Here is a 14,230-nt window from a genome sequence, read left to right as displayed (position 1 = left end):
ACCACCCAACCCTTCTCCCTCCTCACACCCCACGACCGCAACCACCTCCCCCACCACCTCGACGACGCCTACCCCATGGCCGAACTCCAAATCGGTATGGTCTACGAAATGCAACGCGACCCCGACCGCAACCCCTATCTGAACGTCGAGAACCTTTCGGTCGCCGGCCCGTTCGACGCTCCGGTCTTCCGGCGGGCTCTCGCGCTGGTGGTGAAGCGGCATCCCATTCTGCGTACGTCGTTGGCGCTGACCGGGTACAGCAAGCCGCTCCAACTGGTGCACACGGACGCCGATGTGCAGCTGACGGTGTTGGATCTGCGAGGTCTCGGGGACGACGCGCAGCGCACCGCTCTGCGGGAGTGCGTCCGTACCGAGCGGGCGACAGTGTTCGACATCGGCGCCGCGCCGTTGTTCCGGATGACCGTCCATGTGCTGTCCGACGATGCTTTCCAGTGGACCGTCACCGACCATCACGCCATCCTCGACGGCTGGAGCCTCGCCTCCACCCTCGCCGAAATCATCGACACCTACCACACCCTCCTCAACGGCAACACCCCATCACTCCCACCCCTCCGCTCCACCTACCGCGACTACATCGCAGCCGAACAAACCGCACTCACCACCCCCGCACACACCATCTACTGGCTGGACCTCCTCACCGACCGCCCCGATACCCGCCTCCCGCGCGATTCTGCCGAGCTGACCGATGAGCCGGGCTGCCGCAGCGTCACCACGCATCTGCCGCCAAAGCTCCTCACCGCGCTGGAGCACGGTGCCGCGCAGGCCGGTGTTCCGCTCAAGGCAGTGCTGCTGGCCGCTCATCTGCGTGCGTTGAGCCTGGCGACGGGGAACCCGGATGTCATCACCGGGCTGACGGCCAACGGGCGGCTGGAGGAGACCGACGGGGCCGAGGTCCGGGGGCTTTTCCTGAACACCGTACCGTTCAGACTGCGTCTGACAGAGGGAAGTTGGGCCGATCTGGCGCGGGCCGTATTCGACGCCGAGCGCGAGATGCTGCCGCACCGCAGGTACCCGATGGCCGCGCTCCGGCGCGAGCTCGGCGGTGCGCCGCTCTTCGAGGTCAACTTCACCTACAACAGCTTTCCGCAGTTCGGTGCGCTCGCCGAGGCGGGTGCGCTGGCCAAGGAGGGACCGGGCAGCGACGTTCCAGGTGTGGCCCCCACGAGCTTCCCGTTCAGCGTCACGCTCAGCCGGGAATCGGTGCTCGGCGGGATGTGGATGGAGCTGGAGTACGACACTGCGGAGCTGTCGGACGGCCAGGTCGCCCGGCTGCGCGACTACCACCTGCGGGCACTGGAAGCGGTGGCGGCGGACATCGGAGCAGACGCATACGGGGCGCCGTTGCTGAGCGAGGCCGAGCAGGCGCTGCTCGACATGCTGAACTACACGACGGACGCCCGGGCAGCCGGCAGGGTTCCGGTGCACGAGTTGCTGCGGCGGCAGGCCGCCCGTACCCCGGACGCGCTCGCGATCGAGGACGGCGAGACACGGATCAGCCTGGCCCGGCTGGACAAGGACAGCGACCGCCTCGCCCGGCAGCTGCGCCGGGACGGGGTGCGTCACGGCGATCTCGTCGGAATCTTCCTGCGGCCCGGATCGGCCGCGCTGACCACCTTCTGGGCGGTGTGGAAGGCGGGGGCCGCATTCGTGCCGCTCGATCCCGGGCTGCCGGAACACCGCCTGCGCTCGATGCTGGATCAGGCCCGGCCCGTTGTGCTGATCACCGACGACCCGAAGGCCGCCCCGAGCGGTCACCGGTTGTTCGATCTGTCGGCCGTCACGCACGGGGCAGGGCAGGAGGAGACCGGTACACGGTCCGAAGACGGCCCGGCCGGTTCCGCGCTGCCGGCCGTGAGCGCCCGCGACCTGGCGTATGTGATGTTCACGTCCGGCACCACCGGCGGTCCCAAGGGCGTCATGATCGAGCACGGCAGCCTTGCCGCCTACGCGGTAGGGACGCCGCTGGCTCGCACCCGTTCGCTGGGCGCCGAGAAGCCGCTGCGGGTGGTGACCGGCACATCGGCATACATCTCCGACTTCCTGCTGGCACAGGTCCTCCTGGTGCTCGACGGTCACACACTGTGCGTAATGAGCGAGGAGCAGCGGCGTGACCCCGGACATCTCGTCGCCCTCGCCCATGACCGTGAGCGGGCCGTGGACGTCATCGACACGACCACAGTCCAGCTTCAACTCCTTGTCGAACAAGGACTGTTGGATGCGCCGTGGCCGCCCCGACTGATCGTCTTCGGCGGCGAGGCGTGCCCGCCCGACCTATGGGCGGCACTGGGCGAACGGTCCGGGGTGCGGGTGTTCAACAGTTACGGACCGGCGGAGACGACGGTCGAGGCGACCGTCGCACGGGTGACCGACGACGGCGGGCCCGTCATCGGCCGGCCCTGCGCCAACACCCGCATCCATCTCCTGGACGCCGCAGGGCATGAGGTGCCTCCCGGCACCGCGGGTGAGATCTGCGTCGGCGGCGCCGGCGTGGGCCGGGGCTACCTCGGCCGCCCCGGGGTCACTGCCGAGCGGTTCGTGCCGGACCCCTGGGGCCCGGCGGGCAGCCGCCTCTACCGCACGGGGGACCTCGGCCGTCTCACGGACCGCGGCGAGCTGGAGTTCCTGGGGCGGGTGGATCACCAGCTGAAGGTGCTCGGGGAGCGCGTCGAGCCGGAGGAGGTGGAGGCGGTACTGCGCGCCCATCCGGGCGTGACCGCCGCGATCGTCGGCCGCCATCCGGACCATGAGGGGCTGCTCGCGAACGTCGTACCGGCACAGGGCGGTGCCCCGGACCAGCGGGAACTACGACGGCATGCCGCCTCCCGACTGTCGTCGGCAGCAGTTCCGACACACTTCGTCGTGGTCGACGCATTGCCGCTCACGCCGGCCGGAAAGCTGGACCGTGGCGCCCTGCTGACCGCCGGCCCCGGCTCAGGTCACGACGGAACCGGAGGTTCTGGGGGGATCGAGGGCCCGGGCGGGCAGGGCGAACCGGGCAGTGGCGCGGCGGAGTCGGCGCTCTCCCGGACGGAGCGTCGCGTAGCCGAGGTGTGGCACAAGCTCCTCGGCCTTCGCGCCGGCCGGCAGGACGACTTCTTCGCGATCGGCGGGCACAGTCTGCTGGCCGTACGGCTCGCGGGTGAGCTGGGTGCCGCATTCGGTACCACGGTTCCGCTGCCCCAGCTGTACAGCACTCCCACACTGGCGGGTCAGGCCGCGTATCTCGACGACGCCCGGCACGCGCGGGAGCACAGGGGCCGTAGCAGCGGCCCACGCAGCGTCATCGGTCTCGGCGGCTCTCCCGGTCTCCCGCCGCTGGTGCTGGTGCATCCGCTCGGCGGCACGCTCTTCTGCTACCGGGAACTGACGGCGCGGGTCGCGGGCTCCTTCGAAGTCCTGGGAGTCCAGGGGGATCTGATGGGCGGGGCGGAGACGGCGGACTTCGCATCGCTGGCATCGGGATACGCCCGCGAACTGGCGCCCCTGCTCCGTGGGCGGCGGCCCGTGATCGCCGGCTGGTCGGCGGGCGGAGTGCTGGCGCACGAAATCGCCTCACGGCTGGCGGACCGGGGCATCGTGGCCGATCGTGTCGTCATCATCGACGCAGCTCCTCAGCAGGGGCCGGACACGGCGGCGGATGTGGCGGCGCTGGAGCGGCTGCGTACCGATGTGGCACGGCTGGGGTCGCGCCGGCTCCTCGCGGAGCATGCCGTCGACGATGTGCTGCGGCTGCTCGGCGTGGACGCGGAGGCGCTGGCCGAGCTGAACGGGCCCGTCACCGCGTCACTCATGGAGTTCTGGCAGGGGATGCTGTCCGGCCTGGCCGGGCACCGGCCCTCCCCCTACCCGGGCCCCGTGCACCTCGTGATGTCCCGCCGGGGTGAGGAGGCGGCCGTCCGTGCCGCGATCGCCGGATGGGAGCGGTTCGCCGGGGCTCTGCGCGTCTCGTATGCGGACGGCGACCACTACCAGCTCATGCGGGAGCCCTGGATCGGGGATGTGGCCGGGGTATTCGCCGGCCCTGACGATCCGACAGATCAGACCGACGGGGGCGGCGTGTCCGGCCGGTCCTGATCCGCCGTACGCATCCGAATCCGGCTGGACCCTTTCGAAAGGAACTCGACGTGCTGGTGCTCGGTGTCAGCGGACTCGACCGATCGTTGTCCGTCAAGAAGAACATGCTGCCCGGTCTGGACTGGCGGGAACAGCGTGTGGTGCAGGGCCTCGACTCGGCCGCGGCCCTGGTCGGGGAGCAGGGGGTGATCGCCGCCTCGGCGCAGGAGCGGCACGACGGGGTGAAGGGCACAGGCGCGTTCCCCGTCGACGCGGTCGAGGCGTGCCTGCGGATGGCAGGAGTGACCCTGGACGATGTCGACTTCGTCGCACACGGCTTCCGCTACGAGCCGTCCGTCGCGTTCGAACGCGATGAGTTCGCCCGGCGCTGGTACCGGGAGGTGTACAGCGAGGACGTGCAGTACGAGGTGCTGCGCGCGCACTATCCGGACCAGGACTGGGAGCGCAAGTTCGTCCGGGTGGGCCACCATGTCGCCCATGCCGCCAGCAGCTACTACCTGAGCGGGTTTTCCGACGCTACGGTTCTGGTGGCCGACGGCATGGGCGAGGCCGAGTCCACGTCGGTCCTGCGGGGCATCGGTGACGCGTTGCACGGTGTGCGCAGCTACTCCATATCCGCGTCGCTGGGCATCCTCTACAGCGTCGTCACCCAGTACCTGGGGTTCCTGCCGGGGATGGACGAGTACAAGGTGATGGGTCTGGCGCCCTACGGGGACGCGAGCCGGTACGCGAATGTGGCGGACGAGCTGGTGCGCCGGGCTCCGGGCGGACGGCTGCTGGTCCCCGTCCTGGCGCACGACAAGTCGCCGACGGAACGGGAGACGCACCGGGGGGCCATCCGGCGGCTGGAGGAGCTGTTCGGTCCGGCCCGGCATCCGGAGGCGTCGCTCGGCCAGAGACACATGGATGTCGCGGCGACCGTGCAGCGCAAGCTGGAGGAGAGCCTGCTGTACGTCCTGCGCGAGACGGCCGACAGCGCGGGCGGATCCCGCAATCTGTGCATGGCGGGTGGTGTCGCGCTGAACTGCACGGCCAACGGTGTGATCGCCCGCAGCGGTCTGTTCGACCGGGTTTTCGTGCAGCCGGCGTCGGGGGACGACGGTACGGCCCTCGGCGCGGCGCTGTGGCAGCTCCAGCAGCAGATACCGGCGTCGCCGGCCCCGATGACGATGCCGTACTGGGGCGAGGAGTTCGACGACACGGACATCGAGGCGGAGCTGCGTGGACTGGGTGCCGGGTTCACCGTGCGGAAGCTGGCCGAGGACGAATTGCTGGCCGAGGTGTCTTCGCTGATCGGCGCGGGGAAAGTCGTCTCCTGGTTCCAGGGGCGGATGGAGTTCGGCCCGCGTGCGCTGGGCAACCGGAGCATCCTCGCGGACCCGGCGTCGCCCGGCATGCGTGCCCATCTGAACACCGTCGTGAAGCAGCGTGAGGAGTTCCGGCCGTTCGCGCCGGCCGTCCTGGCGGAGGAAGCGACCACCTACTTCGAGATCGAGCCCGGTCAGGAGCCGACGTACCGTCATATGCTCTTCGTGGCCCAGGTGCGGCCCGAGTACCGCGACAAGCTGCCGTCGATCACGCATGTCGACGGCTCGGCCCGGGTACAGACCGTCGACCGGGAGAGCGCGCCGAGGTTCTGGCGCCTGATCCGCCGGGTCGGTGACGACCGTGGCATCCCGATGGTGGTCAACACCTCGTTCAATCTGCGCGGCCAGCCGATCGTGCGGACGCCGGGCGTCGCGGTCACCACGTACGCCCGTTCGACACTGGACGCGCTGGCCATCGGCGACTGGCTGGTGACCCGTGACCAGCCGTCGGCCTCCGGGACCGCAGGAGCGACCCATGAGTGAGCGGCCCGTACCCGCCGCTCGTCCTGCGGCAGAGCTCCGTGAGGCCTTCGCCGTGATCTGGCGGAACGCACTCGGCCTGGACGACATCCGCGACGACTGCAACTTCTTCGACGAGGGCGGGGACTCCGTGCTCTCCGTGGAGGTGGCGATCTCGCTGCGCGAACTGACCGGCCGGGAAATCGACCTGGACATTCTCTACGAGTACCCGGAGTTCGGCGCGTTGTCGGCGGCGTTGAGCGGCGGCGCCGATGAGGGAACGCCGGAGACGAGGGAGCTGACCGCCGCCGAGGAACGGCTGTGGACCGTCGAACAGCTCCACCCGGCCAGTGCCGTCTACCATCTCGCCGTCCGCTACCGCTTCCCCGGCGGTCTCGACGTCACCAGGCTGCGCGCCGCGCTCGACACGCTGACGGACCGGCACGAGGCTCTGCGGCGCGGCTTCGTGAAGCCCGCGCTCTCACTCACCGTGCGGGAGGTCTCCGTGGCCTGCCGATGGGTGGACGCGCGGGATGTATCGGACGACAGTGTGCGCGAACTCGTCGACACCGAGGTCCGCACACCGTTCGACCTCGGCCGGCCTCCGCTGTTGCGGGCCCTTGTCGTGGACCGGGGCGACGCGGGCAGTGAACTGGTCCTGACGGTGCACCACTTGGTGTGTGACGGGGTCTCGCTGGATCTCGTCGAGGCACAGCTCCAGCAGCTCTACGGGGACGGCTCCGGCTCTCAGGGCACGGAGTGGGAGCCAAAATCCGCCGCCCGGCAGGCCGTGTCCGTACGGCCCCGGGACGCCGGGGCAGCGCTGGATCACTGGCGGACGATGCTCGCCGGCTGCCCCGAGGCACTGTCCCTGCCGCACGATCTCGCCCGTCCGGCGCGGCCGGGTGTCGCGGGCGCCGCCCATCGCATCGTGCTCGAGGAGGCGCAGGTGTCGACGATCCTGTCGTCGGCCGAGGAGGAGCGGCTCAGTCCGTTCATGGCGTGGGTGGCCGCCTATGTGACCGGTCTGGTCGCGGTGACGGGCGACCGGGATCTGGTGCTGGCCGTGCCGGCCTCCTCGCGCGGTCCCGCCGAGGCGGGCGAGGTCGGCATGTTCGTCGACACGCTGCCGCTGCGGTTCACCGTCCGGCCGGGGGCCACGGCCCGTGACGTGATGAGGTCGGTACGTCGTGTGGTGACCGGTGCCCTCGCCCATCAACAGGTGCCGTTCCAGACGCTCGTCGACGAGGTGTGGCCTGCCACGGACCGTTCGCGGGCCCCGCTGGCTCAGACCGCCCTCACCTACATGGACACCACGCGGTGCGGGCTGCGGTGGGACGGTCACAGCGCCGAGCGTGAGCAGATCGGCACGGGCACCGCGAAGTACGAGGTGCTGTGGCTGGTCACGCGGACCGGTCACGGAACGGTTTGCGAACTGGAGTACTCCACGGACCTGTTCACGGACGAGGCGGCGGCCGCCCTGCACCGGCGCATGGTTGCGGCTGTCGGCGACGCCTTCGCACGGCCGGACGCCCCCCTGCCGGAGCGCGGTACGCAGGCGCTCGACGTGTTCGCCGGGATCCACGAAAGGGTGCACCGCCACGCCGTGGAGCGCCCGGGCGCGGTGGCGGTGCGGCACGGGCGGACGACACTGACGTACGGGGAGCTGGACCGGCGGGCGAGCGCGGTGGCCGCCGGGCTCCGGACCGCCGGGATCGGCCGCGGCTCGGTGGTGGCCGTACCGATGGAACGCGGCATCGCGTCGGTCACCACGTACCTCGGCATTCTGTACGCCGGCGCCGCCTACCTGCCGGTGGACATCGCTCAGCCGGCCGAGCGCACTCGGCACATCGTGCGGACCGCGGCGACGGCGGCCGTCGTCACGGACGGCACGGCTGCCGAACTGCTCGCGGAGGTGGTGCCCGCCCATCAGCTGGAGAAGCTGCTCGTCACCGACGGGGCTCCGGTGGCCCCGGCGGCGGTGACCGGAGCCGATGTGGCGTACGTGATCTGCACCTCGGGCTCGACGGGCCGTCCCAAGGCAGTGGTGGTGCCGCACCGTGCCGTCGCACGGCTGGTGCCGGATGCGGACTTCGTGACGTTCGGCCCCGCCGACCGGGTCGCGCATGTATCCAATCCCGCCTTCGACGCGGCGACGCTGGAGGTCTGGGGAGCGCTGGCCGGCGGCGGCACTCTCGTCGTCGCGGACCGGGACGTTCTGCTGTCACCGCGGCGCATGCGTTCCTTCCTCACCGACGAGAGCATCTCCGTCATGTTCCTCACCGTGACGCTCCTCAACCAGATGGTGGACTTCGCACCGGATGCCTTCCGGGATCTGCGGGTGCTGCTCTTCGGCGGTGAGAAGCACGACGCGCGGAGGCTGGGGAAGCTGTTCGCGGCCGGCCCGCCCGCCAGAGTGGTGAACGGCTACGGCCCCACCGAGAACACAACGTTCAGCACCACTCACGAGGTGACCGCCGAGGATCTCGCCGAGGGCGTGGTCCCCCTCGGTCGCCCGCTCCCGCGCAGCACGGCGTACGTCCTCGACGCATCCGGGCAGCGGGTCGGGGCCGGCGGGACCGGAGAGCTGTATGTGGGCGGCGAGGGGCTCGCCCACGGCTACCTCGACGCCCCCGCTCAGACCGCCGCGGCGTTCGTCCCCGACCCGTTCGCCAAGCTTCCCGGGCAGCGGCTCTACCGTACGGGCGACCAGGTACGGGTCCTGCCCGGTGAGCGGTACGAGTACGTCGGACGGCTCGACGACCAGGTGAAGGTGCGCGGCCACCGCGTCGAACTCGCCGAGATCGAGGCGGCTGTACGGAGGCAGAACGGGGTGGCCGACGCCGTCGTGCTCGGACGTCCGACGGACGACGGCATCGAGATCATCGCCTTCGTGGCACCGGACACCGCCATGGCCGAACCGGTCACGGCCGTGGACACCACCGCGCTGGGGGACGGATTGCGCAGGGAACTGCCGCAGTACATGCTGCCGACGGTGATCATTGTCGACCGTATCCCCGTCACCGCCAATGGAAAGGCGGACCGCGAGGCACTCCTGTCGGCGTCGGCCGAGGCCGCTGCCGGTGGCTGCGCACCGGCACAGTCCGCCGATGGGGCGCAGGACGGCGACCCGGTCGGCGGCACGGTCACCGCGCTCTGGCAGAAGGTGCTGGACAGCGGGAGCGCCCGTCCGGAGGACAACTTCCTCAACGTGGGCGGACATTCCATCAAGGCCATGCGGCTGCTGGCCCTCCTCGACGAGGAGTTGGACGTCACGATCGATCTGGTCGACTTCTTCGAGAACCCCACCCTGCGCGGGCTCACCGCCCTCGTACGGCAGGAGCTGGCGGGAGGCGAGCTGTGAGCGCCGCTCCTTCCCTGGGCCGTTTCCTGCACTGGGCGCAGGTCCAGCCGGACGCCACGGCCATCGTCGACGAGAGCGGCGAACTGAGCTACGCGGCACTGGAGTCCGCCGCCCGCTCCCGCGCGGCGGGGCTGTCGGCGGACGGGGTGCGCCCCGGTACGCGGGTCGCCGTCGAGTGCGGATACGGCGCCGACTACGTGGTCGCCCTGCTGGCGATCTGGCTGCTGGACGCGGTGGCGGTACCGCTCGATCCGGCGGCGCCGGCCGAGCGCCGCCGCCACCAGATCCGGCAGGCGCGCTGCGCGGCGGCCGTTCCCTTTCCGTACGCCGACGGCATCGTCCGCGACGCCGTCGGCGACGTGGTCTCCGGGCGGGCGGCCGAGGCCGCCGGCTCGCCGGCCGAGGCCGAGCCGGCCGCGTACATCCTGTTCACCTCGGGCTCGACCGGGCTTCCCAAGGGGGTGGAGATCGAGCACACTGGGCTGCTCACCATGCTGGACTACTTCTCCGGCGCCATGGGGCTGGGGCCGGGCGACCGGATGCTCGCGCACAGCAGCATCGTCTTCGACATGTCCGTGCCGGAGATGCTGGTGCCGCTGACGAGCGGCGGCACGATCGCGGTCGCTCCTTCGCGGTGTGCGCGCAACCCGGAGTTCTTCGCGAAATGGCTGCTCACCCAGCCGCCCGGTGCCGCGTACGCCACACCCAGTCAGCTGCGGCTGCTGCTTCCCTTCCTGGCCGGTGAGCGGACTTTCACTCAGCTGGTCAGCGCCGGGGAAGCGCTGCCCGCCGCGCTGGCCGAGGAGTTGGCCGGTGTCGTCGGTACCTTGTGGAACGGGTACGGCCCCACCGAGACGACCGTCTGCGGTCTGTGCACCGAGATCCGTCCGCCCTACCGGGACCCGCTGCCGATCGGCGTACCGATCACCGGTCTGCGCGCCCAGGTGCTGGACGGGTCACGGCGGCCCGTAGCCGAAGGTGAGGTCGGTGAACTCTGTCTCTACGGGGACGGCGTGGCGCGCGGCTACGTCGGTGAGCCCGGCCTCACCGCCCGGTCCTTCACCACCGGCCCCGACGGCTCCCGCGCCTATCTGACCGGCGACATGGTGCGGATCGGTACCGATGGGCAGTTCTTCTTCCACGGCCGGATCGACGACCAGGTGAAGATCCGGGGACACCGGGTCGAGCTGGGTGAGATCGAGTCGGTCGCCGAGCGCACCCCGGGTGTCTCTCAGGCGGTCGCTCTGCTCACCGAAGCACTGCGTGGGCGGGCCGAGTTGCATCTCGCCGTGGTGTGCGGGGCCGCGGACGGCGAAGCCGTCGGCCCAGGTGCCACCGAGGCCGCACTGCGCGAACGCCTGCGGCGGGAGCTGCCGGTCCACATGCGGCCGGGACGCCTGTTGTTCTTCGACGAACTGCCGTGCAATGCCTCGGGCAAGACCGATCGCAATGGGGTGCGGCAAATCGTCGAGGAGCGTCTGAGACCTCCCTGAGCGAGCCACACGCGCACCGCCACCGGCCATGCGCACGAACACATCCTCCAGCCGATTCAACCGTCAGTCAGGAAAGGCAGCGGACTCATGAGCGAGCAGACGACCGGCATCCGGTACAGCGTGGTCCACAACGACGAGGAACAGTACAGCCTCTGGGCCGAAGGACGGCCGCTCCCGGCCGGCTGGCACCGCACGGAGTTCAGCGGCGGGCGCGAGGAGTGCCTGGCCCACATCGACGCGGTCTGGACGGACATGCGCCCCAGGAGCCTGCGGGTGGCCATGGGCGAGAACTGAGAACTCACCGACCGAGGGCCGGGGAAGGCACCCGTCGTCGTACGGGCTCCTTCCCCGGCCGTATCCCCCAGCCAGCAGTGGAGGTCAGCCGTGTGGGCGCTTCTTCGCCGCAATGCGCAGTTCCGTCGGATGTTCGCAGGCGAGGCGGTCTCCAGCTTCGGGGACAGTGCCATGTTTCTGTCACTCGCCATCTGGGCGAAGGACCTCACCGGCTCGAACGCCGCTGCCGGTCTGGTCATGCTCGCGCTCACCGTGCCGGGCCTGTCCGCGCCGCTGCTGGGGCACCTCGTGGACCGGGTGCATCGCAAACCGCTGCTGGTCAGGATGTACGGCGGCATGGCGGTCCTCGTGCTGTCACTGCTGGCCGTCCGGGGCTCCGGCCAGTTGTGGATCATCTATGTGGTCGCACTCGCCTACGGGGTGCTGGTTTCCACTCCCGCCCGGCAGGCGCTGCTCAAGGACCTGCTGCCGTCGTCCGACGCCGTCCGGGCGAGGTCGCTCCTCATCGCCACCAGGGAGGGCGTGCGCATCGCCTCCCCGGTGGCAGGCGCCGGGGTGTACGTGGCCTTCGGCGGCGTCGCGCTGGCCGGGCTGGGAGCGCTCACACTGAGTGCGGCCGCACTGCTGATCAATTCGGTCAAGGTGGTCGAGTCCGAACCGGACCCCGTCGAGGAGTCCTTCGGTACCTCCCTCGCCGCCGGCCTGAGGTATCTGCGCGGCACCCCGCTGCTGTTCCGGTTGACGCTGGCGATGGTCGTCTTCCTCGGCGGCATCGGCATGTTGGAGACCGCGGCCTTCGCCGCCGTCGATCACGGCCTGGGCCGCCCGGCAGCGTTCGTCGGGGTCATGGCCTCGATCCAGGGCGCCGGTTCCGCGCTCGGCGGGCTGATCTCCGGGACCGCAATACGGCGGCTGGGGGACGTCGGTACCAGCTGCGTCGGCTACGGACTCGTCGCGGTGGGGCTGCTGCTGTGCGTCTCACGCGACGTGGCGCTCTTTCTCGTCGGGACGACGCTCATCGGTGCGGGTCTGCCGTTCGTGGCCGTGGTGCTGGGGGCGGCGGTGCACCTGTACGCACCGGCCCGGATGCAGGGCCGCGTCAACGCCACGGTCAACACCGCCAAGGACGGGGCGCAGGCCCTGTCGCTCACCGCGGGCGCGGCACTGATCGGAGTGCTGGACTACCGGGTCATGTACCTGGTGATGACAGTGACCACGGTGGCGTGCGCAGTCAGTCTGCTGGTCCGCTCGATTCCCGCTCCGCAGGTGGTGCCGTCGGTGGCGGACGCCCAGGCCGACGACGGACCCGCACCGCATGCGGCCCCCACGCGCGAACAGGACAGCGGCGCGGGGGCGGGCGAGCCTCGGGTGCGGTAAGGGCTGTCCCGCAGGCCCTTCGGGCCGGCTGTGGCGCAACGGGCCGCTACTCCACCGTGATCGCCTGTACCGGGCAGGCGCGGGCGGCTTCCTTGATCATCGGGTCAGCCACGTCCTCCTCGTGACCCGGCAGCAGTTCGCTGAAGCCGTCGTCGTCCTGGGTGAAGACCTTCGGCGCGGTCAGCGCGCACTGACCGGCACCGATGCATACATCCCTGTCGATACTGATCCGCATCACCACAACATCCTTCCTGGGAGGGGGGGCCGGTCACCACGCCACGGGCAGTTCGAGCATGCCCTGGATCGTGTCGCCGGGCTTGAACGGGATCTCGTCGACGGGTGCCGCCAGCCGCAGTCCCGGCAGCCGGTCGAAGAGGGTGCGCAGCGCGATCTCCAACTCGGCCCGTGCCAGGTTCTGACCGAGGCACTGGTGGACCCCGAAGCCGAAGGCGACATGGTGGCGCGACTGCCGGCCGAGGTCCAGTTCGTCCGGCGACGGGTACGCGGCTTCGTCCCGGTTGATCACCGACGTGGACAGCACGACGCCCTCACCTGCCCGGATGGTCACCCCACCCACCTCGATGTCCTCCGTCGCCACCCGTGAGATGCCGTCGGCAATGGACAGGAATCGCAGCAACTCCTCGACCGCGGCGGGCACCAGGTCCTCGGACGTACGCAACCGGTCCAGCTGCTCCGGATACTGAAGGAGAGTGAACGTACCCAGCGAGATCATGTTCGCGGTCGTCTCGTGGCCCGCTATCAGCAGGATCTTGGCCAACTGGACCAATTCGTCACGGCTGATGGCCCCGGTTTCGAGCTGCTCGGTGATGAGTTCGTCGAGCAGCCCCTCGCCCCGGTCGGACCGCTTGCGCTCGATCAGTGCCTGGAAGTACTCGTCGAGCGCTACCCGCGCGGCCTCGATATCCGCAGCCCCGGGACCGCGCAGCAGCTTTCGCGACTGGGCCTCGAAGAAGTCGTGGTCGGCGTACGGAACGCCGAGAAGCGCACAGATCACCATCGAGGGAACGGGCAGCGCGAAGGCGCTCACCAGATCGGTGGGCGGGCCCTGCACGATCATGGCGTCCAGCAGCCGGTCCACGGTTTCCTGGATCCTCGGCCGCAATGCGGTGGTCCGCTTCACGGAGAAGCTCGGGATCAGCATCCGGCGCTGCGCGTTGTGCTCGGGGTCGTCGACGCCGATCAGTTCGATACGCCGTTTGGTGCTGCGGGCCGCTCTCTCGGTGAGCACCGGGAACGCGGGGTTCTGCCGGTCGGCCGACAGTCGCCGGTCGACGAGCAGCGCACGCGCCTCGGCGTGCCTGGTCACCAGCCACACCCGACGGCCGTCGAAGAGTCTGGCGGGAGACAGCGGCTGTTGCCCGTTGTTCTGTGGCCGGTATTCCGTCGGCGGGTGGTACGGGCAGGTGCGGTCCTGCGGGAAGGAGACGGTCTTGGTGTCTGCCATGGCGGGCCTCGCTAAGAGGACGGAGGGAATCCTAACCGGTCTGCCCGACTAAGGGCTGTCCCGTAATCCGTGGTGGATCAGCGCGCGGCGTCAGATGTGGTGCATCGCAAGGCGGAGGGACACCCGAACACTGGATGTATTCGGGTGTTCCGACAACGCGGCGAGGTGCCGCAGCTGTCGTCGCGCGCCCACCAGGGACTAGCGGGACAGCCCTTAGATGCCCCAGTCACCTAACTGATCCACGTACTGTCTCGGCCCCGGGTGCGCGCTCTACGGGAAGCGTAACTCCGCGACATGCGTCCCGCCCCGCGAGCCA

Annotated in this window: 8 protein-coding genes; 6 read left to right on the top strand and 2 right to left on the bottom strand. The window is 70.2% G+C overall.

Annotation, left to right across the window (positions count from 1 at the left end; translation table 11 throughout):
• The 6 genes from ACH4EW_RS26290 to ACH4EW_RS26265 form a co-directional block, all read left to right on the top strand.
• Positions 1-4,095, top strand: a 4,095-nt coding sequence (locus ACH4EW_RS26290) for an amino acid adenylation domain-containing protein (RefSeq protein WP_398260900.1), incomplete at its 5' end; no start/stop codon positions are given.
• A gap of 50 nt (positions 4,096-4,145) precedes the next feature.
• Positions 4,146-5,945: a carbamoyltransferase gene (locus tag ACH4EW_RS26285; RefSeq protein ID WP_398260898.1), complete on the top strand. Its 1,800-nt coding sequence runs from the start codon at positions 4,146-4,148 to the stop codon at positions 5,943-5,945.
• Complete coding sequence (locus ACH4EW_RS26280; protein WP_398260896.1) at positions 5,938-9,285, top strand: amino acid adenylation domain-containing protein; 3,348 nt, start codon at positions 5,938-5,940, stop codon at positions 9,283-9,285. Before ACH4EW_RS26285 ends, ACH4EW_RS26280 begins: the two co-directional genes overlap by 8 nt.
• Complete coding sequence (locus tag ACH4EW_RS26275; RefSeq protein ID WP_398260894.1) at positions 9,282-10,778, top strand: amino acid adenylation domain-containing protein; 1,497 nt, start codon at positions 9,282-9,284, stop codon at positions 10,776-10,778. Before ACH4EW_RS26280 ends, ACH4EW_RS26275 begins: the two co-directional genes overlap by 4 nt.
• Positions 10,779-10,865: 87 nt before the next feature.
• Positions 10,866-11,072, top strand: coding sequence for an MbtH family protein (locus ACH4EW_RS26270; RefSeq protein WP_398260892.1), 207 nt, complete (start codon positions 10,866-10,868; stop codon positions 11,070-11,072).
• 90 nt (positions 11,073-11,162) lie between these two features.
• Entirely contained in the window at positions 11,163-12,449 is a 1,287-nt protein-coding gene (locus ACH4EW_RS26265; protein ID WP_398260890.1) for an MFS transporter, read from the top strand.
• A gap of 46 nt (positions 12,450-12,495) precedes the next feature.
• On the opposite strand, the gene ACH4EW_RS26260 is transcribed toward ACH4EW_RS26265, so the two are convergent.
• Both ACH4EW_RS26260 and ACH4EW_RS26255 read right to left on the bottom strand, forming a co-directional pair.
• The gene (locus ACH4EW_RS26260; protein WP_398260888.1) at positions 12,496-12,684 is read right to left on the bottom strand and encodes a ferredoxin; all 189 of its coding nucleotides are present in this window, start codon (positions 12,682-12,684) and stop codon (positions 12,496-12,498) included.
• A gap of 33 nt (positions 12,685-12,717) precedes the next feature.
• Entirely contained in the window at positions 12,718-13,914 is a 1,197-nt protein-coding gene (locus ACH4EW_RS26255) for a cytochrome P450 (protein WP_398260886.1), read from the bottom strand.
• Positions 13,915-14,230: the final 316 nt, after the last annotated feature.

The organism is Streptomyces sp. NPDC018000, assembly GCF_044328025.1.
In the GTDB taxonomy this organism is placed as follows: domain Bacteria; phylum Actinomycetota; class Actinomycetes; order Streptomycetales; family Streptomycetaceae; genus Streptomyces.
Note: the sequence above shows the minus strand (reverse complement) of the source record. Positions and strands in the feature narration are given on the sequence as shown.

Excerpts from the sequence above, each read along its gene's own strand:
- ACH4EW_RS26280 (WP_398260896.1), top strand. The coding sequence starts at position 5,938 with ATGAGTGAGCGGCCCGTACCCGCCGCTCGTCCTGCGGCAGAGCTCCGT.
- ACH4EW_RS26270 (WP_398260892.1), top strand. The coding sequence starts at position 10,866 with ATGAGCGAGCAGACGACCGGCATCCGGTACAGCGTGGTCCACAACGAC.
- ACH4EW_RS26260 (WP_398260888.1), bottom strand. The coding sequence starts at position 12,684 with ATGCGGATCAGTATCGACAGGGATGTATGCATCGGTGCCGGTCAGTGC.
- ACH4EW_RS26255 (WP_398260886.1), bottom strand. The coding sequence starts at position 13,914 with ATGGCAGACACCAAGACCGTCTCCTTCCCGCAGGACCGCACCTGCCCG.